Origin of the sequence: Hyphococcus lacteus (assembly GCF_041058985.1) — a bacterium.
Classification (GTDB): Bacteria; Pseudomonadota; Alphaproteobacteria; order Caulobacterales; family Parvularculaceae; genus Hyphococcus; species Hyphococcus lacteus.
Genome location: NZ_JBEHZE010000001.1, coordinates 2,645,458 through 2,666,435, shown reverse-complemented (window position 1 = coordinate 2,666,435; position 20,978 = coordinate 2,645,458). Strand labels below are relative to the sequence as shown.

Here is a 20,978-nt window from a genome sequence, read left to right as displayed (position 1 = left end):
CGCGCGAGGCGAGGGCGGCCTATACCAAATGGCCAACCTATTGTCTACAACCGCAGAAGAGATAGCGAGCGAAAGGATGGTCATCAATGGCTAGTGACCCAAAATCCACAGAAAACAACGGTTCAGACGCCGAATCTGACGTAAATTCTGCTCGAAACACGAATGAAACCGAGCCGCTAATTGATGGTTTTGAGAATGAGCGAGAGCTGATTCTCGAAAAACTATTGCCGCTGGTTCCATTTGAAGGCTGGACGGACACAGCCATTGGCCTTGCGGCACACGAAGCCGGCGTTGAATCAGCTACAACGAAAGCAGCGTTTCCGCGCGGTGCGGTCGATGCGATCAGGGTGTGGTCAGCGCGGTCAGATAAGGCCATGGGTGCTGCGATGGAAGCGCCAGAATTCAAAACCCTCAAAATCCGCGAGAAAGTCGCTTTTGCCGTACGTGCGCGTCTTGAGGCAATTCGCAAAGACAAAGAGGCCGCGCGGCGTGCCGCCGCAACGCTTGCCTTGCCGATTTATGCGCCGATTGCCGCCGACCTTGCGTGGAAGACCGCTGATACGGTTTGGCGGGGTCTTGGCGATAAATCCACGGACTTCAATTACTACACCAAGCGCGGAATCCTGACGGCTGTTTGGACATCTACATTGGCGCGATGGCTTTCCGATGATGATCCGACAGAGCGCGCGACCAATGCATTTTTGGATGCGCGCATCGAGAATGTCATGCAAATCGAAAAGGTAAAAGAAAAGGTCCGTGAGCTGAATATTGACCCGTCCAAGCCGCTCGAATGGCTGGCGCAGTTCCGCTATGGCAAAGGTGATGCGGAAACGGAAGATACTAAAAAACACGCGCGTCCGAAAACACCCGGTGATAAAGATGCTTCGTTAAAGACAGAGGATAAAATTGACGAGGCACTGGAAGAAACATTTCCGGCCAGCGATGCGCCTTATTGGTCGCCTTAAGATTTTGTGATCCGAGTGACGTGCCCCATCTTACGGCCAGCCCGGGCTTCGCGTTTGCCGTAAAGATGGAGGCCCGTGTTTGGCTCGTTGGCCAACTCACGCCAGTTATGGGCCTCATTGCCGATTAGATTTTCCATCACTGCGTTTGAATGACGACGCGGATCGCCAAGCGGCCAGCCGGCAACAGCGCGAATATGTTGCTCGAATTGTGAAATCGCGCAGGCATCTTGGGTCCAGTGACCGGAATTATGTACACGCGGCGCGTATTCATTGACGATCAAGCTGCCATCTTTGAGTACAAAAAACTCAACGCCCATCACACCAACATAATCTAGTTCTTGCAGCATTTTTGTTGTGATCGCGCGGGCGTTATTGGCCGTCGCGTCGGTGATGTTCGCGGGCACCGTTGAGGTCTTTAAAATTCCGTCGCGATGAACATTCTCCGCAGGGTCATAGAGCTGAATGTCGCCTTCGCTTGTGCGTGCACCGATAACTGAGATTTCGCGTTCAAAAGGCACAAAACCTTCGAGGATTGATGGTGCCGCGCCGACTTCTTCCCAAGCAAAGGCAATCGCTTTTTCATAAGCGGCGGAAAGATCGGCCTCAGCGGTTTTGATCCGTGTCTGGCCTTTCCCGTCATAACCAAGGCGGCGCGTTTTTAATATCGCCGGGCGGCCAACGTTTTGAAGACCAGTCTTTAGGCTTTCAAGATCATCAACGGGATGAAAGGCTGCTGTTTTTGCGCCAATCTCGTTGATGAATTGCTTTTCTACCAAACGGTCTTGTGACGTCTCTAACGCCTTTGCACCGGGGCGGACTTTGGCCCCGAGCGATGTCAAATAGGCGACCGAGTCAGCCGGGACATTTTCAAATTCATAGGTGATAACATCAACCGCAGCGGCAAAAGCCGCCAGTGCTTTTTCATCCGTGTAAGATGCAATGGTGGTTTGCGCAGCAATGTCATAGGCGGGCGCGCGTTCGTCCGGGCAGAAGATGTGACATTTAAGGCCTAGCTCTGCGGCAGCAGTGCCGAGCATCCGCGCCAACTGTCCACCACCGAGAATGCCGATGGTCCCGTTTGGTTCGATGATATCGGGATGATTGATCGCGCCGGTCATTCGTCTTCGACAGTCTCCAACACTGAGGCCGATTGTTTTTCGCGAAAAGCATCAAGTCGCGCAGCGAGTGCGTCGTCGGTGGTCGCGAGAATAGAAACAGCCATCAGACCCGCATTGGCCGCGCCAGCTTCGCCGATGGCAACCGTCGCAACCGGTATGCCAGCCGGCATCTGAACGATCGACAAAAGGCTATCAAGCCCCTTGAGTGCCTTTGATTGAACCGGGACGCCAATCACGGGAAGGGGGGTCATTGATGCGGCCATACCGGGCAGATGGGCCGCGCCGCCAGCGCCCGCAATGATGATTTTTAGCCCGCGCAATTTCGCGTTTTTGGCGTAGTCATAAAGCCGATCAGGGGTCCGGTGCGCGGAGACCACCTTTGTTTCAAAGGGGACGCCAAGGGTTTCGAGCATTTCTGCGGCACGCGTCATGGTTGGCCAATCTGAGCGCGAGCCCATGATAATGCCGACTGTGGGGCGCTCTTGCGCTTGGCCCATGATTTTGTCTCCCTCGCCAAAGAAGCGGCGCTTATAGCAGGGGCAGGCAATGGCGCAAGGAAAAGCCGAAAATTGCTACAAAATGCAGTGATTTGAATGGCGACCGACGAGGAGACGCTAGCCGTTTGACGGGGGCGCGAAAACCAACGTCTCCTCTCACCGGACGCGGGAGCAACCGTGCTGTTGAAGGGGACTTCCGCACGGTCATATCCGCAAGAGTTAAATTGGGCCGCCGCGACGCCTGTCACAAGGCACAAGCGTTGAACCGAGCATTGGTTGCGCTGAATGGTTGAACCCCGCACCGACTAAGGTCTTTGGGCCTTAAAACAAGGTGTGTTTCCGTGAAAAAATGCGCAGTGCTATTGTTGGCGGATGAAATGCAATCACTGTATGGATATTTGGTAAGGTGGCCGTATTGACTACCATGACAGGGGTCGGGCACGAGTCGGGCCGGGAGTGTTGAATGAAAATTGGTGACGCACCGAAATCGATGGCGAGCTCCCGCCTCGGGCGAAAACAGGGGGCGAATGCGGCCTCATCGACACCGCGTGATGCCCAGAGCATTAGTGATGTTGTTTCGCTTGGCGGTATCCCGGAAGCTGAATTAACGCCAAAAGTGCGCGATGCGTTGGTTTCCTTGATGACCGAGGTGCAAACCTTACGCAACGAGCTTGCTGATGCGCGCGAGAGCATTTTTGAACTAGAACGTCTCGCAGATCGTGACCCGCTTTTGGATTTGTTTAATCGCCGCGCTTTCGTGCGCGAATTGAACCGGGCCATGGCGATGATCGAGCGTTATGGCATGCGTGCGAGCCTCGTTTTTATCGACCTCAATGATTTGAAAAAAATCAACGACGGGATGGGCCATGGTGCCGGTGACGCTGCGCTTCAGCATGTGAGCAAAATCCTGACGACGAACATTCGCCAGACTGATGTGATCGGGCGTTTGGGCGGAGATGAGCTGGGTTTGTTGCTGAATCAGGCTGACAAACAAACAGCAGAACTGAAAGCGTCTCAGTTGACCGAAGCTGTGGCGGCCGTGCCGGTATCGTGGAAAGAAGAGTCGTTTACGGCGCGAATTTCCTGTGGCGTTGTCGAAATTGCGAAGGGCCTGTCCGCCGATGAGGCCATGGAGCGCGCCGATAGTGCGATGTACGAAGTTAAAGCACGCCAGAAAAGCGGCTGAATTTTAGGCGATGATATCGGGCAGCATCGCGTCTTTGACATCCTGAATGAGATCTTTGAGTTGAAGTTTTTTCTTTTTAAGACGCGCAATCGTCAGGCGTTCATAAGGCGAGTTTAGCTCGAGCGATGTGATCGCCGCATCTAGATCGCGATGCTCCTCTTCGAGGGTTGCAAGTCGAATGACCAACGCTTCGTCATTGGCACCAGCAAAGTCTTTGTCATAAGGGCCATCGACAATCCCGGACAGCAATACGGATTTTGTGCGCTTCTTCTCGCTGTTAGCCGGATCACCCTTGTTGGGTTCGTTATCGTTTGGCGGCGTTATGTCGTCGGTCATCGCGTCATCCTGATCATGTGGCCGCCTAGTTCGGGTCGTGCGACGTGGCAAAAATATGAGGGATTAGGTCCTGAAGCAACGCCTCACGCGCGCGATCTTTGGGTAATAATTGTGCGTCATAAAACCCAAGGTTTTTACGTGCGATTTCGTTTGCCTGATTATTCTTCTTATTTTTTGCACTTTTCAGACGTTCAGTTGCGAATTGATAAAGCATATTCTGAAGCGCATGTTCGGCCGAAAGCTCTGCGTTTTTGACTGTGTCGCGCAATGCTTCTTGGGGCGGGATCGCATTTTTCAAATGTTTTCGTGCCGCCCGGATCGGTTTGATGATTTGCGCCGTCCAATCTTGGCTTAGGGTGATGGCGGCATTTAAATCGGTTTGATCCAACGCCGCATATTCTTCCGAGCACCAACAACAAAACAAAATGATATTCACGTCGCATTGATGTTCGTCTTGAAGGCGCAGCAAGGTTAGTTCCGCCCGGCCATAATGGGCGAGCGACCATAGCCAAAAAGGATTATCGTCAGCACGCAATTAACGACGCCCTTTTTCGAGGTCTTCACCCCAGCGTTTGACAAGCGGCGTATCGACATCAAACAGGTCAAGTGCGCGACCTACGGATTGATCAACGAGATCGTCGAGGCTTTGTGGTTCTGCGTAAAAAGCAGGCAGTGGCGGCGCAATAATAGCCCCCATCTCGGCGAGGGATGTCATCGTGCGCAAATGCCCAAGATGCAATGGCGTTTCACGCACCATCAGAACCAATCGGCGCTTTTCTTTTAGCACGACGTCTGCGGCGCGCGTGAGTAGAGAGCTAGTGATACCCGTTGCAATTTCTGACATGGTGCGCACAGAACAAGGGGTAATCAGCATACCAATCGTCTTATATGAACCGGACGCAATCGGCGCAGCGATATCGCCCACAGCATAACGCTGGTCGGCTAGTGCTTCTATATCGCTGGCGGCCAAATCAAGCTCATAGCGAATCGTGATCTCGCTGGCGCGACTAAGAACCAAGTGGGTTTCGACGTCAGTTCCACGCAGCGCTTCGAGCGTGCGTTTCGCGTAAATTGCGCCTGATGCGCCAGTAACGCCAACAATGATTCGGCGGGGTGTTTTCATCACAATCTCAATGTCTTGGCCGTTCGTTCCATAGCGTAAAATTGTATCAATCACCATGCGACAGGATTGATGGTTCTTAACACAACTATGCGTGACAAGGTGGGGGTATTTGTGCTTTAATATGCTATCCCACGAAGCAAAGGAGGCCAATTATGGCAATTAAGGCTCATATGGATTCGCTCAACCAGCGGCACCAGGAGTTGGAGGCGGCTATTTCAGCTGAAATCAAACACCCGGGATCTGATGACCTTCGCATTGTGGAACTAAAACGAAAGAAACTTAAGATAAAAGACCAACTTAGAGAGTTCAGGACACAGAACAATAGTCCGAATTAACTAGGGACGTAATCAAAGGCATTGGGTTGTTATCCTATGACCGGAAGATTACAATACAGACATTCGAATATCTATCATGGGCGGCGCACATTTGTGCGCCGCGTCTTTATTTTGGAATAATGAAATGCCGCACAGATCAGTCATCATCACCGGAGCCGCGCGTGGCGTGGGCGCGGCCTGCGCAAGACGCTTTGCAAGCGACGGTGACAGGCTTGTTTTGGCTGACCCCAACGAAGATGCAGGTAAGCAATTAGCTGACGAACTGCGTGAAGCGGGTGCCGAAGTGACCTATGTTCACGCTGATGTCGCCAACCGGCTTCAGGTTCACAATATTATCGCAGAGGCGATAGATGCTTATGGCCGCATCGACGTTTTAGCCCATACGGTGATGGTAAAGTTTGCAGCGCCGTTTCTTGAAACCAGCGAAGAAGATTTTGATCGTGTCGTTGACGGAAATGTCGGCGGCGCTTTTTTGATCAATCAGGCCGTTGCGAAACAATTTGTGAAACGCCTTGATGACGCAAACCGCCCAGCGTCACCGGGCGTTATCGTGAATATCGGCTCTGTTCAAGCGGTGACCGCTGATCCTGATCATGTCGCATTTGCGGCGTCGCAAGGTGGTCTAAGCCAGCTTACAAAAGCGATCGCAATGGCCATGTCGCCCTATGGTGTGCGGGCAAATCTGGTGGGTGTAGGCACCCTCAAGGGACAGTCAGTCGATGAAAATGCACGGGACCGCGAACGCGCGGCGACACCGCTTCAACGGATCGGCGACCCGGATGAGGTGGCTGATGTGGTGCACTTCCTCGCCAGTGACTCAGCGTCTTATGTGACCGGTCAAACTCTTTATGTGGATGGCGGAAAACTGGCAGTGAATTCCGGCAGTATCGTCAAAAAGAAACCGTCTTAGGAAGGGTAGCCTTCTATAAAAAAACCCGCCAGTGGCGGGTTTTTTATCCGTTCAGGCAAGCTTGGTCAGTCTAATCATCAGATGACTGATCGCCTTTGCTAAATTCGGAAAATACTTTTTCAGGATCGAATGAGCGATTTTGATTGTCTGCTTCGTCATCATTGTCTTGTGTTGGCTCAAGCGATGGACCTTCATTCGGGAAGGCTTCGGGGTTTTCTTTCATCAGCTTGGCGCGTTTCGCTGCCGCTTTGCGCACAACCATGTCGAGATCAATTTGTGAGCAAAGGCCAAGACCAACCGGATCGCGCGGCGTAAGATTGGCAGTGTTCCAATGGCTACGATCACGCACAGCAGAGATCGTTGTCTTTGTTGTGCCGAGTAATTTGCCGATTTGCGCGTCAGTGACTTCTGGGTGATTACGTACCATCCACGCAATCGCATCTGGGCGATTTTGGCGTTTAGACACCGGCGTGTAACGGCCACCTTTTCGCGGTTTATCGGACACGATTGTTTTCGGACGAGACAATTTCAGGCGGTGATCGCCGTCTTTTTCGGCTATGTCGAGTTCATCGCGGGTGAGCTGGTTTGTCGTGATCGGATTGATGCCTCGTACGCCAGCACCAACATCACCGTCAGCAATGCCTTTTACCTGTAGCGGGTGCACGCCACAAAAATCAGCAATTTGGTCAAATGTCAGCGACGTATTGTCGATGAGCCAAACCGCAGTCGCAATCGGCATGAGTGGAAGATCAGCCATGAATAGTCTCCAAAAAGGGTATGCCCAAAACCAGAACGATCAAAAGTCAAAACGGGCGGCCCGCCGGTCTGGTGAGCCGCGCTAACCGCCGGAAATTTTGGGGGAAAGCGAATTTCTATGGCGCATATAAACCGTTTGGCGGTCGCCGCCAAGGCGGTTTTACCGGGTTTTTAGGATGATTTTTCCGACATGGGCCCCAGACTCCATGTGTTTATGGGCTTCTGACGCCTGTTCGAGCGGGAAAATTTTGTCGATTGTGACCGCCATTTTCCCGCTTTCCAGATGTGGCCAGACCTGTTTTTCAATATCTCGGGCGAGCCGGGCTTTCTCCGAAAGCGCACGGGCTTTCATGGTTGAGCCGGACAATCGCAGGCGTTTTTGCATTATCGGCAGGATATTAATCTTGGCTTCGGCACCGCGTAGAAATGCGATGGAGACATGACGTCCGCCGTGGTTAAGGCAACTGATGTTTCGCGCAACGAAGTCGCCGCCGGTCATATCTAACACCACGTCAGCCCCGCCATTATCAGCGATTTCTTTATCCCACGGGGCATCGCGATAATTGTAAGTGGCGTCCGCCCCCAAATTGAGTGCCGCTTGGCATTTTTCGTCACTGCCGGCGGTCGCAATGACTTTTGCGCCAAACGCCTTTGCCATTGCGATGGCCATTGCGCCGATGCCGCTGGTTCCGCCATGAACGAGTAATGTTTCGCCAGCTTTCAAATCGCCATCATCAATCATGTTGGCCCAAACCGTAAATACCGTTTCGGGCAGGGCAGCAGCCTGTTCAAAGGTGAACCCCGTTGGCACCGGCAAGCATGAGCCAGCGTCTACTGTCGCAAAATCCGCATATCCACCACCGGGCAAAAGCGCACAAATTTTGTCGCCAACGTTGATGTCGGAAACATTTTTACCGATAGCCGCAACCACACCCGCGGCCTCTAAGCCGGGAATGTCGGTAGCGCCCGGAGGCGGCGGATACATGCCCATGCGCTGTAGGACGTCGGGGCGATTCACGCCGGCGGCTTTTATGGCAAGCAGCACTTCGTTTTCGCGAATGATTGGCGTCGGACGCTCAGTGATTTTGAGAACTTCTGGGCCACCGGGTGTAGAGATTTCTATAGCGCGCATGGATTTTGAAATATCGGTCATTGGTTTAACCTTTGCGTGTGGTGCTTATGGTTGCGTCGGCGGAAACCATCCCGCTAAATTGCCGATAAGCGGATATTGGCAACAGATTTCGTCAGGAGTGCATCATGGACCCAGAAGATCTCAATGAAAATCCGGATTTGACGCTAGGGTATCTGGCGAAACAAGATCTTTATAGCCTTTCGGTGAATGATCTTGATGACCGTATTGCTTCCCTGAAGGCGGAAATTGAACGGTGCGAAGCGGCAAAGAGCGATCGCGGTTCATCCAAGTCAGAGGCAGAAAAGCTTTTTAAGTTCTGATTCATTCATCCGGCAACGGAATAAATTCCGTTTCATCAGGCGGCAGCGAAAAAACGCTATCGATAAAGTTCGATTGCGCTGATGCTGTCCATGCGGCCTTCGCTTCTTCGATCAATGCCTGATCCGTTGAAACGAGGTTCCACCAGATGAATCGTTTGCCGATGGGGGCACCACCAAGCAGCATCGCACGGGTTTTTGTGGTCGCTTTTATGGTTGGGTTTTCACCGTCGTCAAACACAACCATGCGGCCACCTTTATATGCAGTGCCGTCGATTTCGACTTCGCCATCGACCACGTAAATCGCGCGTTCTTCATAGCTGTCGGGCAGGGGAAGTGTCGCACCGCTCTGGGCCTCTGCGGCCAAATAGAAAATTGGCGAAAACGTCTTAACTGGCGATGTTTTGCCGAATGCGGTCCCGGCAATAAGGCGCATTTTGATGCCGGGTTCATTGATCTCAGGCAGGGTATCTTTGGGGTGGTGATGGAACGACGGATCGGTCCGCTCGGCGCTTTCGGGCAAGGCGACCCAACTTTGAATGCCGTGCATGAACTGACCATTTTCACGGTGTGCTTGGTCGGTTCGTTCCGAATGAACGATGCCTCGACCAGCGGTCATCCAATTTACATCGCCGGGGCGAATGACCTGATCAAAGCCCAAATTATCGCGGTGCCGGATCTCGCCGTCAAAGAGATAGGTGACGGTCGCAAGCCCGATATGCGGATGGGGCCGAACATCAATGCCGGTTCCCGGCTTGAATTGCGCGGGGCCCATTTCATCAAAGAAAATAAACGGCCCAACCGTGCGGCGTTTCGCATAAGGCAAAACGCGGCCAACGGTGAAACCACCCAGATCACGCTTGCGTGGTTCGATAATAAGAGGAGCATTTTTCATAGGCGTAATGTGGCGTACGGAAATGCGTCAGGCAAGTTATCAGCTAAGTGATACCGATAATGTGACGAACAAGATGTTCGACATCTTCCTTGGCCATTTCCGTTGCGCCTTCATCGTTTGGGCCGACCCCGATAAAAAGTTTGTAACCTTCCTCAAGGCTGAAAACCTGAAGCGCCGCCCGTCGGGCCTCGGTCTTGTTGAGTGATGGATTGGCCGCGCGAACCAGATGAAAAATAAACCGCCCAATGGGACGATAAAGCTCCCGGACTGTTGCGCGTGCTTGTTCGTTTGATGCGGCATATCCCCATGCCTGGAAGAAGAAACGGTAGTGCTTTTTCGCATGAAGACCGTTGAACCTGATAATATTCATGAGGATATCAACGGGGCTATCACGACCGGCGTGGAACTGATCCAGGTTCTCTCGGATATATTCCGCGAGGGTTTCGCGAAGCATGGTTTCAACAAGGGTTTGTTTGTTGGGGAAATGATAGGTGAGGTTGCCGACCGCAATTTCGGCGTCATCGGCGACTTTTCGCAAAGACAGACCACCAAAGCCGTGCTCCGTAAATACGATCCTTGCGGCGTCGATAATGCGCTCGACTGTCCGTTGGGTACGCTCTGATTTCGCGTCGATGACCTGAGGCGACGGACGACCGCCCCGTAGGAAGTCGAGGTGGTCTAAGATGGTAACAAGTGCTTTATCTTTCTCGCTCGCAGAAAATTGTTGACTGTTTAAGCTCTTTTTCGAGGAATTTTCGTTCCCCTGTGTTGACGACGTCATCGCTCCCCCCTAAATGGCCGACTCCGTGTTAGGTCGCATGACCTAATCAAAATGTTTAACTTTGGACAACCTGCCTGAATAAGCTGTAGTCATATTCAAACACGTTTCCCGGCTGTGCGGTGTTCTCCCCCTGCTGCACGTCGGGGGGGCTGCGGTGAGGTAACTTACCGCAGCCCACTCTGAAGTCTTTGGCATGATTTGCTGAATTTATACAGATGCTAAGGGTAGTTCTTTCACCCATGTACTGACGTCATCGAGCGCGCGTGCGCTCATCGCCCGTTTGCGGGCGAACCCGCGCTCTTTTCCTTTGATCCGTTTTCCGTCTGAATCGACGCGCGGCGTATTGATTTCAGGAAATAATCCAAAATTCACATTCATTGGCTGAAATGCCTTTCCAGCCCCGTCAGCGATATGTCCGCCGGTGATGTGTACTAAAAGCGCACCAAATGCAGTCGTGGGTGGCGGTGGCGCTATCTCTTGGCCCTGGGCGTCTGCGGCTGCGAAGCGCCCAGCCAATAGCCCGATGGCCGCACTTTCGAGATATCCCTCGACCCCAGTGATCTGACCGGCAAAACGCAACGATGGCCGCGCCTTCAGCCGCAGGCGCTCATCAAGCAACTTGGGTGAGTTGAGAAAAGTATTGCGGTGAATGCCGCCAAGTCGCGCGAATTCGGCCTTTTCAAGTCCCGGTATCATTTGAAAGACGTCTTTTTGTGCGCCATATTTTAGTTTCGTTTGGAAGCCGACCATGTTGTAGAGCGTACCAAGAGCATTATCCTGACGAAGCTGAACGATCGCATGGGCCTTAATACCCGTATGCGGATTAGTTAGCCCAACTGGCTTCATGGGGCCAAAGCGTAATGTTTCCGGGCCGCGCTCGGCCATAACTTCGATCGGAAGACAACCTTCGAAATAGGGCGTTGATTTTTCCCAATCTTTGAATTCAGTTTTGTCGCCGGTCACGAGTGCGTCGATAAATGCTTTGTACTGATCTTCGTCCATGGGACAGTTGATGTAATCAGCACCGTCGCCACCCGGACCTTTTTTGTCATAGCGCGATTGGAACCAAGCAACGTCAAAATTGATCGAGTCCTTGTATACGATCGGCGCGATCGCATCAAAGAATGCGAGGCTTTCTTCGCCCGACAAAGCGCGAATAGCTTCGGCCAATGGTGGGGCGGTAAGGGGGCCGGTCGCGACGATTACGTTGCTCCACTCCTCGGGCGGCAATGTTTCGATGACTTCTCGGCGGATCTCAATATTGGGATGGCCTTCGATGGCGCGGGTTACACCTTCGGCAAAATTATCGCGGTCCACCGCAAGTGCTCCGCCCGCAGGAACTTTGTTGGCGTCGGCCTCGCGCATGATGATGGATCCAGCGCGGCGCATTTCTTCGTGCAATACGCCAACGGCGTTGGTTTCTGCATCATCGGACCGAAACGAGTTTGAGCAAACCATTTCGGCAAAGCTACCGGTTTGATGCGCATCAGTTTCGGCGACTGGGCGCATTTCATGAAGAATGACATGGGCGCCAGCGTTCGCGGCCTGCCATGCGGCTTCGGACCCGGCAAGGCCAGCGCCAATGATATGAACGGTGTTTTGTGACTCTTTATTTTCCATGGCTGGCTTCTACTGTAGCTGACGCGGAGTGCAATATCCTAAGCTTTACGGATCGTCACCTTTAAGGTACCCAAAGTACTCTATATTCGGGGGGATAGTGATGGCCAAGCCGATCAAATTTGCGCATGTGTTGTTCTCGACACGCCGTTTCGAGGAAATGGTAAAATGGTATGAGAACCTGTTTGAGGCGACCACGGTCCATCGCGACCCTGCCGTCGCGTTTCTGACCTATGACGACGAAAATCACAGATTTGGTTTTGCCAATCTAGATATCCTTCGCCCCGAGCCTATCAAAGGGGCGGGCATTGCTGAAAGTGGCGTCAATCATCTTTCATATACCTATGCGAATGTGGGTGATCTATTTGGGGTTTATGAGCGGCTGCGCGATCAGGGGATTACGCCCTATTGGCCGGTCCATCATGGAATGACGCTTTCGCTTTACTACCTTGACCCGGATAGCAATCGCATTGAGCTTCAGGTCGATTGCTACGATTCCGAAGATTCTATTGCGTATATGAAAGGCGAAGAATTTGCTGCTAATCCGATTGGCGTGACTTATGACCCGGATGCGTTACTTGAACGCCATCGTGCGGGTTCGCCGGACGAGGAATTGCTCCGCAGGCCCGATGGCCCAATGGCGGACATTCCGGCAGAACATGGCGTTTCCTAGGGCAATTCCGCGTTCAGTCCTTGATGCCGTGCGTTTCACAACCACAGGGCGCAAATGCAGCCTTCGAGTGGCGCTTGGTGAATTTTGCGGTTAGCCTATTCAAAAATAGCGGTAGATATGGCTGTGGGGGCGGCTATTTATCCGGGTTGAGGGGCGTCTATGGGGTTGCGTATTTTTCCGGTGGTCGGCGAGGCACTAAATCTTGGTGCGCGCCGAATGGAGACTGCGGCGCGAGTCGCGTGGTTGCCGCTGGTGCTTTTGCTCATCTCGAACATGGCGTCGATTTTCGCTTATCTCTCGGTCATCGCTGGGCGGTTAATTACATTCGCCGAGATTCCCTCTTATGCGTCAGCGCAACTGACTTTCGCACAATATGCCGCCAAGGGATTTTCTGAATCCCCCACTGAGATGTGGATGATCACGGTCATTAATCTCCTTTTCAGCTGGCTTTTGATTTCATCATACATGGCCCCGCTCATTCGTTATTCAGGATTAGGGATAAAACCTCGCCCCGGTGCCATAAGGCTTGCCTTTGGACCGGATCAACTTCGGTTCGTGTTTGCCAGCATTTTTAGCTTTTTGTTCACGGCAATATTGATGTTTGTGCCGATAGCCGTCGCCGGTTTCTATACGCTGAAATATATTGCCAAAGCGCTTTCGCAAACGGTGGCTTCATTCCCGAACCCGGCCAGTCTGCACACCGTAGAAATTACCACCGCCGGCAAAACCATGGCAGCGAATGGTTCGGATTGGATTTACAATCACGCTATTCCGTTGGTCGGCGTCGCGCCTTTGATCATTTTGATCTGGATGGTTTTGTTTTTCCATTTTCATCCGCGCAACCGTCCCGCCACCAATGGTGAAGGCAATTTTATTGCGCGTTTAATTGTGACATTGCTGATCACATTGATTGGTCTGGTGGGGACATATTTTCTGTTGGCCGAAACAGTGGTTCAACAGTTCCAAACAAATGCGTTGTTCCTCGCTGCATTTGCGAGTTTCATTGAACAGGGCAAAGCGCTCCACGATAGTCTCGCGCTTGATCTCACTTCGCTCAAAGCCGGCATCGAGTTTTTGGTAAAGTCGCCGGTGAACCGGCTCTTGTTCTTTGGCACAGCGTCATTCTTTTTGATGAATTATGTGAGCCTTCGTTTGCTTCCCTATGTGGGCGTTGCTGTGTGCCGCGGATCAATAGGGCCGGGGGGTACGCTTCGGGTGTCGCGCGGATGGAACCTAGTGCGTCTTTGGGTGATCGTTAGTTTTATCGGTGGCGTTTTGTTGATCGCGCAATCGTTCGTTATCAACGGTTTGCTGCTCGGCACGTTCCTGCCGCAAGTCGCCAATATGCTCTACGCCGCAACGGCGGTCTCAACCAAGCTCGTGAATAGCGGCCAAGTGGCGGATTGGGTGTTGCCGACTTTTGTCTGGATTTGGAACATCACCAAAATCATCATCAATCTTGTCTGGACCGTTTTCTCCGTTGGGGTCTGGGCGGCGCTCTATGGCCGACTTTACCGCGAGAGCGAAACGGCGCAGTAATAGCGCTGTTGTTTTGCGTATTCCCAGCGGAGGTCTGTTTACATGTCAAAAGGCATACGGGTCGGTGAAGTTCTGAACGAGAGTTTCCAGTTCGGGTTTCATCGCTGGCCAACAGTTTTCCGTTTGGGTTGGTTGCCGCTTCTGATTTCAGGCTTCGTCGTCTTCGGATTGCAGCATCTCATTTTTGATGCCGAGGCTTTGAAGGTCGCTATCGAATCTCGCGAGTCCTTCAAAATGGTAGACGTCATGCGTGTGTCGCCATTCCTTGCCTTTGGTTTAACCCTCATCGCTGTGGTTTTTATGGTCGCACTGGTTAGCGGTTTGCTCGCGTCAATCTATCGGCTGGTTGCACTAGGTGAAGAACGCACCGGTTTGGTAGATCTACGTTTTGACGGTCCCGCAAAACGGGTTTTTTGGGCGCAAACGATTACGACACTGATCACTATGTTTGTGTTGCTGCTCTTTGTGGTTGTGATGATCATCATGTCGGGCACTTCGTTTGGTGCTGTGTTCAAGGCATTGAGCGCGTTCATGGTGTTGATACAGGCGTCGGCAGTGGACCCTTCATTGGGACAACCGGATGCCGCCACCCTAGAAGGTTTGGCGGCGCCGCTTGGCCCGCTTTTTCTTGGGATATTTTTTGCGATTATTCCTATTCTGATTATCAACATCCGGCTGACGCCATTTTCCCCGGGCTCTGCCGCAGAAAACCGGCTTTTGTTCTTTGGCTCATTGCAAATGACCAAGGGGCATTTTCTGAGCTTACTCGGCCTTTATCTATTGTTCGGTATAGCCTTGATGCTGGTGGGAATGATCTATTCGCTCGTCACAAGTGTTCTTGAACAAATGGCCAGCCTTGGCGGCGCGGGTATGCTCAGTGTTGTCGGGTTTTTGTTCCAGGGAATCTTGTTTGCGCTGATGGTTGCCTATCAGGTCTTCGTGATTGGCGTGCAGGCCTCGTTGAACGCTGTGGTCTATCGCGAACTCGGTCGCAACGAATAATCCCCATTTTAACCAATATTCCGGCTGGAAAATGCGTACTCACGGTCGGTGTATGATTTTGCTATAGTGGCCGGGCTAGCGGTCACGGGCTTCTTTTAATTCGCCTTCTGGTTGCTGGCATGACCATTGCTGAAACCTATTGAATATTGCGGAATTTCGTCGTGGTGGGTCAGAGTTGATCCCATTTGGCGCGATCACTGCTTGTAAGGTCTCTCTTGAGGCGGCATTTTAAGGACAGCAGATCGAATGATGAGTATGGGTATTTCAATCGATAACGAAGCAACCCGGGCCGGCACAGAAAGCTTTGTGCAGTCTGAGCTATTTGCGCGAACTTTCCGCGAGGGCATGACCCTTGTGGAGGAAACAGCCAATTATCTTGATGGCGAAGGTCGCGACGCATCAAAACAACTCGGGAGAGACACAGCGCTTACCTATGCTGGTGCATCAATGCGGTTAACCACACAGCTCATGCAGATCGCATCATGGTTGTTGGTGTTACGCGCAGTGCGCGAGGGCGAGATGAAAATCGGCGAGGCGAGTGATCAGAAATATCGCCTGACACCCACCGAAGCATCCAAGGTTCAGTTTAATTCAGATGGTTTACCGCAACAACTGGTCGTTCTGATTGATGCCGCCCATCAGCTTTATAGCCGAATCACGCGTCTCGATCATGAGTTGTTTGTTGGTGAAGAGGCTGTTGAAGAAAAGAACGATGCTGCCGCTCAACAGCGCGCTTTGTTCAAAGCCTTCGGCACACTTGGTTAAATCCGGTCCAATTACCTGATGAAAACGAAATAAGGCCCCGGAAGAAATTCCGGGGCCTTATGAATTCTAGCGCTGAAAAAGGTCTTACTTTTTGAGACCGAAGCTGCCGAATTTCTGGTTGAATTTCGACACGCGGCCGCGCTCACCAATACGAGCAGGACCACCGGTCCAAGCAGGGTGGCTCAACGGATCAATATCAAGGTTGAGCGTTTTCCCTGGCTCACCATAGGTAGAGCGGGTTTCAAAGCTGGACCCATCAGTCATCACGACTTTGATCGTGTGGTAATCCGGATGGATGTCTTTTTTCATGACGGCAGCCCTTCGCACGGGAAAACTTTAAAACTGGAGATAAGAGCGGCGCATATACGCAAGCCACGGCTGACGTGCAACCCCGAATTCGAAAATTCCGCCAGATTGCGCGGAATTGGCTCTGGCCTAGCGGCTGATTAACGGTGGTGCTATGGGTATTCTTATTCGCCGCCCGGTATTCCGGGCATTTCCGTCATGCTGTTTCCCCCGGTATTCATGCGTTTTTGGTTGTTTATCTTCGCTGTTTTGGTTGTTCTTCTTGGCGTTCTTTCATTCAATCTGCATGTTTTCAATTATTTTTCGCGAATCGAATCGATCTCCATTGCCCATTGCACACCGGTTTCGGGAATTCCCGGGCCTGAAGACATCGAAATTGATCCCCGCCATGGCCGGGCGTTTATCTCGTCGCTCGACCGGCGTTCAGCGCAATCGCGCGGTGCAATCCATGTCTTTGCGTTAAACGACCCATTAGCGGCTGCCGGGTTCCGTGATCGTACTATGGGCGTTCCCGAAGACTTTAGGCCATTGGGCCTTGATTATTATGAGGACGGGGACATTCGCCGACTATTTGTCGTTAACGAGGCCGGACCGGCCATAGAGATTTTCGACGTGGCCGATAATGGCGACCTTACCCATGTGGAAACTATGAGTGAGCGCCGCCTCATGAGCCCCAACAATATTGTGGCGACTGGGTCGCGCGCATTTTATGTGACCAATGATGTGCGGGGTGGGCGTGTTGGCCCCATGGCGAACCTGGCGTTCTTGTTCCGACTTGGCTCTGGCGAGGTGTTTTACGTTGATGGAAAAGCGTGGCGGCTAGAGGCCGAAGGTCTGAAGTTTGCCAATGGTCTTGCTCTTAGCCCTGATGGCGGCTCGCTCTATGTGGCCGAGACCGCCGGTAAGTCGGTTCAGGTCTATGACCGTAATGCCGTCAATGGCGCACTCCGCCATCGGCAGGCAATTTCGTTGCCGTCATCACCAGACAATCTCAATATTGACGAAAATGGTTCTATTTGGGTGGGCGCATTACCAAAGCCGCTCACTGTCCCGCAGCTATTATCAGACCGAAAGGCCCATGCGGCATCTGAGGTTTTTCAAATTGACCCGAGCGGTGCAGTTTCAACAGTCTATCGGAATGACGGTGCCGAGATATCGGCAACCACCGTAGCGGCACGATTAGCCAATAAATTGCTAATTGGGGCCCTTTACGACGAAAAATTCCTGTTTTGCGAATTGCCTAAGAGCGTCGATTAAGCCAAGACACGCGCCATGCATTATATTTCTACACGTGGGCGGTCTGCCGCCGTTGATTTCGAGGGCGCGCTTCTGGCGGGTCTAGCGCCCGATGGCGGTCTATATATGCCAAACGCATGGCCGCAGTTAAGCCCCGCTGACGCCCGTGCGCTGGGCGAGAAACCCTATGCCGAGGCCGCAGCGTCGGTTCTATCGTTGTTCACGGGCGACGCTATTGACCAAAGCACGTTGCTCGCGATGACCAAAGATGCGTATGGCGGCTTTCATGCTGATGACGTTGCACCGTTGGTTCAGGTTGGTGACGACGATTATATTCTTGAATTGTTTCATGGCCCGACATTGGCATTCAAAGATTTCGCCATGCAGATTTTGGGGCGGATGTTTGATGCGGCATTAGCGCGAAGAGATGAACATCTGACAATTATCGCGGCGACTTCTGGCGACACGGGGGCGGCAGCGATTGATGCGTTGAAGGCATGTTCGCGCGTTAACGTGGTTGTGCTTCATCCCGAAGGCCGCGTCAGTGATGTGCAGCGCCGGATGATGACCAGTGTCATTGCGCCGAATGTTCGCAACATTGCCATTGATGGCTCGTTCGATGATTGTCAGGCGATTGTGAAATCGCTGTTCGCTGACGAAAAATTTGTGAATGACGTTAAACTCGGCGGCGTCAATTCAATTAATTGGGCGCGCCTTGCCGCGCAGACAGTCTATTACTTTACTGCGTGGGCGGCGATTGCCGACGGTGATGAGGCAGTCAATTTTGTTGTTCCGACCGGTAACTTTGGTGATGTCTTTGCGGGATATGCTGCAAAGCGCATGGGTCTTCCTGTTGCAACGCTAGGTGTTGCGGCAAACGCCAATGATATTCTTCACCGCGCGATATCAAATGGGGATTACACCCCGGCGGGCGTTCGGCCAACGGCTTCACCGTCTATGGATATTCAGGTCGCCAGTAATTTTGAACGGTTGTTGTTCGAGGCGAAAAACCGCGATCATGACGCATTGCGCGAAATCATGGAAAATTTTGCGCGCGACAAAGGCATGAAGATCGACGATCAGACACTTGCTGCGATCCGTAAAGACTTTGTCTCTTGTGCGGTTTCCGAAGCACAGACACTGGCGGAAATTGCACGCCACGAAAAAGCGACCGGTGCATTAATTGATCCGCATACGGCGGTGGGACGTTCGGCAGCTATTCGCCTGCGCGAAGATGGTCATTTGAAAGGCAAGACCGTGACGCTTTCTACGGCGCATCCAGCGAAGTTCCCCGATGCTGTCAAAGAGGCGACGGGCAAAAATCCGGACTTGCCTGATTTCTTTTCAGACCTTTTTGATCGCCCCGAAGAAATGGTCAAAGCGACGGCTAGCGAAGACGCAATTAAGTCGATCATCCGCGACGCGTTCGGGACGGCGTGATGAAACGCGTGCAAACGCTTTCAAATGGTATTCGGGTTGTTGCCGACCCGATGCCGGGATTGCAAACCGCCGCGCTAGGCGTTTGGGTCCATGCCGGTTCGATTGATGAAGTCGATGGTGAACATGGTATTGCGCATTTACTCGAACATATGGCGTTCAAAGGCACCAAACGCCGTTCGGCGCTAGCACTGGCAGAGGCCATCGAGTCAGTTGGCGGATATCTGAATGCGGCTACATCTCATCAGCGTACGGGCTATTACGCGCGTGTTATGAAAGATGACTTGGCGCTTGGTGCGGATATTCTTTCGGATATCTTGCAAAGCCCACTTTTTGACGAAACCGAACTTACCAAAGAACGCGAAGTTGTTGTTCAGGAAATTGGCGAAGCATTTGATACGCCGGACGATATCGTATTTGAACTGCTGACAGAGGCCGCTTGGGATGTGCATCCATTGGGGCGGTCAATTCTGGGCACACCAGAAAGCGTTCGTGCCCAGACGCCAAAATCCCTGCGTGGGTTTATGGATCGCTGTTACCGCCCGCAGGATATGATTATCGCCGCTGCTGGCGCAATCGACGAAAGCGAGTTGATGGCGCTCGCCGAAGATTGCTTCGGAGAATACACGTCAAAAGGCGAGGGCGGTAAGCGCCAAAAAGCCGAGTTTTGTGGTGGTGTGCGCCAGGACAATCGCGATATTGAACAAACCCACCTGGCGCTTGCCTTTCCGGGTGTGTCTTCGAGCGACGAAGATTTTTTTGCAACGCGCCTTTTCGCTGACGTCTTGGGTGGCGGCATGTCTTCGCGGTTGTTCCAGAAAATACGCGAAGAACGCGGCCTTGCTTATTCCGTATATGCTTTTGCCGATGGGTTTGAGCAATCTGGTCTTTTCGGCGCTTATGTGAACGCCGAAGAAAAGCATATCATCGAAGCGGCAAAAATCATCCGTGGCGAGATGGAAGCCGCCAGCCAACGATTAGATGAGAGCGAAGTGGCCCGCGCGCGTGCTTTGTTGCGATCATCATTGATGATGGGGCTTGAAAGCCCGGCGGCGCGAATTGAGTCAGCGGCAGGACAACTAATGGTCTATGGTGCGCTCATGAGCCCCGAAGAAATCCTTGCCAAGATTGATGCTGTTACCATGGCAGACCTCAAGCGTTGTGGCGAACGTGCGCTTTCGGGAAAACATGCGGTGTCGATTGTTGGCCCCGGGGATGTCGCCGGGGTTGAGGCTGTTTTTCATTGACCTGACGACGACGGTGCGCCGAATTGCGTCTGTCGCGCTTGTGCGCTTTTGATCTATAATGCCCCCATGTTCTTGACCAAAACCCCAAGCCTTCCGGCGTTTGATCCGGTGCTCGTTCATGATCCGATCATGTTACGATCGGCGGTGCTCGATGATTTTGAAGCATGGAGAAATCTTCGCGAAGATAGTCGCGAACACCTCACGCGGTGGGAAGAAAAGTGGGCACCGCATCAGATAAGCCAAGCATCTTTCAAAAGGCGACTTAAAAATTATGACCGTGACCGCCGTCGTGGTGGTGGGCTTTCTTTGTTGGCCTTTCGGCGTTCCGATAAGACGCTGGTGGGTGGACTGACACTGACCAATATACGTTATGGTGCATCAAGATCCGGTTTGTTGGGCTATTGGATCGGTGCCAAATTTACGAGGTGCGGTTATGCAACCGGTGCTGTGACAGCGATGCTTGATCATGCGTTCGATAATATTGACCTGAACCGGATCGTGGCGGCATGCCAGCCTGAGAATGTTGCGTCGCAAAGGTTATTGAGTAAATGCGGCTTTTCCCAAGAAGGGATTGCCCGGAGCTATCTTAAGATCAATGGCCAGTGGCATGATCACCACATTTTCAGCAAGCTTTCGTCAGATCCCAAAATCAAAATTTGACCTGATTATTCCGCCAACTCGTTGATTAATTTTTTTCCCACTGCACGCGACCCCTTGCGATAATGTCACACAAGCGTGATGATGATGGCGGGCACGCGCGAATCACGAGGTTCGCGCAAAAGGGTTGGGCCATGTTGATAGCAAC

General features: G+C 52.4%; 24 protein-coding genes. 13 read left to right on the top strand and 11 right to left on the bottom strand.

Annotated features, from left to right (window positions below; all coding sequences use genetic code 11):
- Nucleotides 1-86 precede the first annotated feature (86 nt).
- Nucleotides 87-965, top strand: coding sequence for a COQ9 family protein (locus ABFZ84_RS12650; RefSeq protein WP_369314381.1), 879 nt, complete (start codon nt 87-89; stop codon nt 963-965).
- Here the strand turns inward: ABFZ84_RS12650 and ABFZ84_RS12645 are convergent.
- Together ABFZ84_RS12645 and purE are read right to left on the bottom strand one after the other, a co-directional pair.
- Nucleotides 962-2,083: a 5-(carboxyamino)imidazole ribonucleotide synthase gene (locus ABFZ84_RS12645; protein WP_369314380.1), complete on the bottom strand. Its 1,122-nt coding sequence runs from the start codon at nt 2,081-2,083 to the stop codon at nt 962-964. The two genes, ABFZ84_RS12650 and ABFZ84_RS12645, sit on opposite strands and share 4 nt — an antisense overlap.
- Nucleotides 2,080-2,580 carry a 5-(carboxyamino)imidazole ribonucleotide mutase gene (gene purE, locus ABFZ84_RS12640; RefSeq protein ID WP_369314379.1) on the bottom strand — a complete coding sequence of 167 codons (501 nt, stop codon included), beginning with the start codon at nt 2,578-2,580 and terminating at the stop codon, nt 2,080-2,082. The genes ABFZ84_RS12645 and purE overlap by 4 nt, the downstream gene beginning before the upstream one ends.
- Before the next feature lie 463 nt (nt 2,581-3,043).
- Here purE and ABFZ84_RS12635 point away from each other — a divergent pair, with 463 nt between their 5' ends.
- Nucleotides 3,044-3,766, top strand: a complete 723-nt coding sequence (locus ABFZ84_RS12635) for a GGDEF domain-containing protein (protein ID WP_369314378.1) — start codon at nt 3,044-3,046, stop codon at nt 3,764-3,766.
- A gap of 3 nt (nt 3,767-3,769) precedes the next feature.
- Here ABFZ84_RS12635 and ABFZ84_RS12630 read toward each other — a convergent pair whose 3' ends face one another.
- The 3 genes from ABFZ84_RS12630 to ABFZ84_RS12620 are packed head-to-tail and all read right to left on the bottom strand — an operon-like array spanning nt 3,770 to nt 5,225.
- On the bottom strand, nt 3,770-4,102 hold the full coding sequence (locus ABFZ84_RS12630; protein ID WP_369314377.1) for a YdcH family protein: 333 nt from the start codon (nt 4,100-4,102) through the stop codon (nt 3,770-3,772).
- A 25-nt stretch (nt 4,103-4,127) separates the two neighbouring features.
- Complete coding sequence (locus tag ABFZ84_RS12625) at nt 4,128-4,637, bottom strand: TIGR02444 family protein (protein ID WP_369314376.1); 510 nt, start codon at nt 4,635-4,637, stop codon at nt 4,128-4,130.
- Nucleotides 4,638-5,225: a UbiX family flavin prenyltransferase gene (locus tag ABFZ84_RS12620; protein ID WP_369314375.1), complete on the bottom strand. Its 588-nt coding sequence runs from the start codon at nt 5,223-5,225 to the stop codon at nt 4,638-4,640.
- 152 nt (nt 5,226-5,377) lie between these two features.
- Between ABFZ84_RS12620 and ABFZ84_RS12615 the strand changes: the two genes are divergently transcribed.
- Complete coding sequence (locus tag ABFZ84_RS12615; RefSeq protein WP_369314374.1) at nt 5,378-5,560, top strand: YdcH family protein; 183 nt, start codon at nt 5,378-5,380, stop codon at nt 5,558-5,560.
- A gap of 124 nt (nt 5,561-5,684) precedes the next feature.
- A complete protein-coding gene (locus ABFZ84_RS12610; RefSeq protein WP_369314373.1) occupies nt 5,685-6,470 on the top strand; it encodes an SDR family NAD(P)-dependent oxidoreductase in 786 nt (261 codons plus the stop codon).
- Nucleotides 6,471-6,540: 70 nt separating this feature from the next.
- Here ABFZ84_RS12610 and ABFZ84_RS12605 read toward each other — a convergent pair whose 3' ends face one another.
- Both ABFZ84_RS12605 and ABFZ84_RS12600 read right to left on the bottom strand, forming a co-directional pair.
- The gene (locus ABFZ84_RS12605; protein WP_369314372.1) at nt 6,541-7,227 is read right to left on the bottom strand and encodes a DUF1013 domain-containing protein; all 687 of its coding nucleotides are present in this window, start codon (nt 7,225-7,227) and stop codon (nt 6,541-6,543) included.
- A gap of 159 nt (nt 7,228-7,386) precedes the next feature.
- Nucleotides 7,387-8,379, bottom strand: coding sequence for an NAD(P)H-quinone oxidoreductase (locus ABFZ84_RS12600; protein WP_369314371.1), 993 nt, complete (start codon nt 8,377-8,379; stop codon nt 7,387-7,389).
- A 104-nt stretch (nt 8,380-8,483) separates the two neighbouring features.
- Between ABFZ84_RS12600 and ABFZ84_RS12595 the strand changes: the two genes are divergently transcribed.
- Nucleotides 8,484-8,678 carry a DUF1192 domain-containing protein gene (locus ABFZ84_RS12595; RefSeq protein ID WP_369314370.1) on the top strand — a complete coding sequence of 65 codons (195 nt, stop codon included), beginning with the start codon at nt 8,484-8,486 and terminating at the stop codon, nt 8,676-8,678.
- A 1-nt stretch (nt 8,679) separates the two neighbouring features.
- On the opposite strand, the gene ABFZ84_RS12590 is transcribed toward ABFZ84_RS12595, so the two are convergent.
- The 3 genes from ABFZ84_RS12590 to trmFO all read right to left on the bottom strand — a co-directional run bounded on the left by ABFZ84_RS12590 (nt 8,680) and on the right by trmFO (nt 11,971).
- Nucleotides 8,680-9,570 (bottom strand): pirin family protein, encoded by an 891-nt coding sequence (locus tag ABFZ84_RS12590; protein WP_369314369.1) that lies wholly within the window; start codon nt 9,568-9,570, stop codon nt 8,680-8,682.
- Between the two features lie 43 nt (nt 9,571-9,613).
- Nucleotides 9,614-10,351: a TetR/AcrR family transcriptional regulator gene (locus ABFZ84_RS12585; protein WP_369314368.1), complete on the bottom strand. Its 738-nt coding sequence runs from the start codon at nt 10,349-10,351 to the stop codon at nt 9,614-9,616.
- 207 nt (nt 10,352-10,558) lie between these two features.
- On the bottom strand, nt 10,559-11,971 hold the full coding sequence (gene trmFO / locus ABFZ84_RS12580; RefSeq protein WP_369314367.1) for a methylenetetrahydrofolate--tRNA-(uracil(54)-C(5))-methyltransferase (FADH(2)-oxidizing) TrmFO: 1,413 nt from the start codon (nt 11,969-11,971) through the stop codon (nt 10,559-10,561).
- A 100-nt stretch (nt 11,972-12,071) separates the two neighbouring features.
- On the opposite strand from trmFO, the gene ABFZ84_RS12575 reads away from it, so the two are divergent.
- From ABFZ84_RS12575 to rcdA, 4 genes are all read left to right on the top strand, one after another.
- The gene (locus ABFZ84_RS12575) at nt 12,072-12,641 is read left to right on the top strand and encodes a VOC family protein (protein WP_369314366.1); all 570 of its coding nucleotides are present in this window, start codon (nt 12,072-12,074) and stop codon (nt 12,639-12,641) included.
- A gap of 159 nt (nt 12,642-12,800) precedes the next feature.
- Nucleotides 12,801-14,180 carry a hypothetical protein gene (locus tag ABFZ84_RS12570; RefSeq protein WP_369314365.1) on the top strand — a complete coding sequence of 460 codons (1,380 nt, stop codon included), beginning with the start codon at nt 12,801-12,803 and terminating at the stop codon, nt 14,178-14,180.
- A gap of 42 nt (nt 14,181-14,222) precedes the next feature.
- The gene (locus tag ABFZ84_RS12565; protein ID WP_369314364.1) at nt 14,223-15,182 is read left to right on the top strand and encodes a hypothetical protein; all 960 of its coding nucleotides are present in this window, start codon (nt 14,223-14,225) and stop codon (nt 15,180-15,182) included.
- Between the two features lie 246 nt (nt 15,183-15,428).
- Complete coding sequence (gene rcdA, locus ABFZ84_RS12560) at nt 15,429-15,947, top strand: protease adaptor protein RcdA (protein ID WP_369314363.1); 519 nt, start codon at nt 15,429-15,431, stop codon at nt 15,945-15,947.
- An 84-nt stretch (nt 15,948-16,031) separates the two neighbouring features.
- Here rcdA and rpmE read toward each other — a convergent pair whose 3' ends face one another.
- Nucleotides 16,032-16,256, bottom strand: coding sequence for a 50S ribosomal protein L31 (gene rpmE / locus ABFZ84_RS12555; protein WP_369314362.1), 225 nt, complete (start codon nt 16,254-16,256; stop codon nt 16,032-16,034).
- A gap of 195 nt (nt 16,257-16,451) precedes the next feature.
- Between rpmE and ABFZ84_RS12550 the strand changes: the two genes are divergently transcribed.
- The 4 genes from ABFZ84_RS12550 (at nt 16,452) to ABFZ84_RS12535 (ending at nt 20,833) form a co-directional block, all read left to right on the top strand.
- Nucleotides 16,452-17,510: an SMP-30/gluconolactonase/LRE family protein gene (locus ABFZ84_RS12550; protein WP_369314361.1), complete on the top strand. Its 1,059-nt coding sequence runs from the start codon at nt 16,452-16,454 to the stop codon at nt 17,508-17,510.
- A 15-nt stretch (nt 17,511-17,525) separates the two neighbouring features.
- On the top strand, nt 17,526-18,929 hold the full coding sequence (thrC, locus tag ABFZ84_RS12545; protein ID WP_369314360.1) for a threonine synthase: 1,404 nt from the start codon (nt 17,526-17,528) through the stop codon (nt 18,927-18,929).
- Nucleotides 18,929-20,173 (top strand): M16 family metallopeptidase, encoded by a 1,245-nt coding sequence (locus ABFZ84_RS12540; protein ID WP_369314359.1) that lies wholly within the window; start codon nt 18,929-18,931, stop codon nt 20,171-20,173. Before thrC ends, ABFZ84_RS12540 begins: the two co-directional genes overlap by 1 nt.
- A 66-nt stretch (nt 20,174-20,239) precedes the next feature.
- Nucleotides 20,240-20,833, top strand: coding sequence for a GNAT family N-acetyltransferase (locus ABFZ84_RS12535; RefSeq protein WP_369314358.1), 594 nt, complete (start codon nt 20,240-20,242; stop codon nt 20,831-20,833).
- Nucleotides 20,834-20,978 lie beyond the last annotated feature (145 nt).

Bases quoted from the DNA above. Each gene is read 5' to 3' on its own strand.
- ABFZ84_RS12650 (WP_369314381.1), top strand. From the start codon at position 87: ATGGCTAGTGACCCAAAATCCACAGAAAACAACGGTTCAGACGCCGAA.
- ABFZ84_RS12645 (WP_369314380.1), bottom strand. From the start codon at position 2,083: ATGACCGGCGCGATCAATCATCCCGATATCATCGAACCAAACGGGACC.
- purE (WP_369314379.1), bottom strand. From the start codon at position 2,580: ATGGGCCAAGCGCAAGAGCGCCCCACAGTCGGCATTATCATGGGCTCG.
- ABFZ84_RS12635 (WP_369314378.1), top strand. From the start codon at position 3,044: ATGAAAATTGGTGACGCACCGAAATCGATGGCGAGCTCCCGCCTCGGG.
- ABFZ84_RS12630 (WP_369314377.1), bottom strand. From the start codon at position 4,102: ATGACCGACGACATAACGCCGCCAAACGATAACGAACCCAACAAGGGT.
- ABFZ84_RS12620 (WP_369314375.1), bottom strand. From the start codon at position 5,225: ATGAAAACACCCCGCCGAATCATTGTTGGCGTTACTGGCGCATCAGGC.
- ABFZ84_RS12615 (WP_369314374.1), top strand. From the start codon at position 5,378: ATGGCAATTAAGGCTCATATGGATTCGCTCAACCAGCGGCACCAGGAG.
- ABFZ84_RS12610 (WP_369314373.1), top strand. From the start codon at position 5,685: ATGCCGCACAGATCAGTCATCATCACCGGAGCCGCGCGTGGCGTGGGC.
- ABFZ84_RS12605 (WP_369314372.1), bottom strand. From the start codon at position 7,227: ATGGCTGATCTTCCACTCATGCCGATTGCGACTGCGGTTTGGCTCATC.
- ABFZ84_RS12600 (WP_369314371.1), bottom strand. From the start codon at position 8,379: ATGACCGATATTTCAAAATCCATGCGCGCTATAGAAATCTCTACACCC.
- ABFZ84_RS12595 (WP_369314370.1), top strand. From the start codon at position 8,484: ATGGACCCAGAAGATCTCAATGAAAATCCGGATTTGACGCTAGGGTAT.
- ABFZ84_RS12590 (WP_369314369.1), bottom strand. From the start codon at position 9,570: ATGAAAAATGCTCCTCTTATTATCGAACCACGCAAGCGTGATCTGGGT.
- ABFZ84_RS12585 (WP_369314368.1), bottom strand. From the start codon at position 10,351: ATGACGTCGTCAACACAGGGGAACGAAAATTCCTCGAAAAAGAGCTTA.
- trmFO (WP_369314367.1), bottom strand. From the start codon at position 11,971: ATGGAAAATAAAGAGTCACAAAACACCGTTCATATCATTGGCGCTGGC.
- ABFZ84_RS12575 (WP_369314366.1), top strand. From the start codon at position 12,072: ATGGCCAAGCCGATCAAATTTGCGCATGTGTTGTTCTCGACACGCCGT.
- ABFZ84_RS12570 (WP_369314365.1), top strand. From the start codon at position 12,801: ATGGGGTTGCGTATTTTTCCGGTGGTCGGCGAGGCACTAAATCTTGGT.
- ABFZ84_RS12565 (WP_369314364.1), top strand. From the start codon at position 14,223: ATGTCAAAAGGCATACGGGTCGGTGAAGTTCTGAACGAGAGTTTCCAG.
- rcdA (WP_369314363.1), top strand. From the start codon at position 15,429: ATGATGAGTATGGGTATTTCAATCGATAACGAAGCAACCCGGGCCGGC.
- rpmE (WP_369314362.1), bottom strand. From the start codon at position 16,256: ATGAAAAAAGACATCCATCCGGATTACCACACGATCAAAGTCGTGATG.
- ABFZ84_RS12550 (WP_369314361.1), top strand. From the start codon at position 16,452: ATGCTGTTTCCCCCGGTATTCATGCGTTTTTGGTTGTTTATCTTCGCT.
- thrC (WP_369314360.1), top strand. From the start codon at position 17,526: ATGCATTATATTTCTACACGTGGGCGGTCTGCCGCCGTTGATTTCGAG.
- ABFZ84_RS12540 (WP_369314359.1), top strand. From the start codon at position 18,929: ATGAAACGCGTGCAAACGCTTTCAAATGGTATTCGGGTTGTTGCCGAC.
- ABFZ84_RS12535 (WP_369314358.1), top strand. From the start codon at position 20,240: ATGTTCTTGACCAAAACCCCAAGCCTTCCGGCGTTTGATCCGGTGCTC.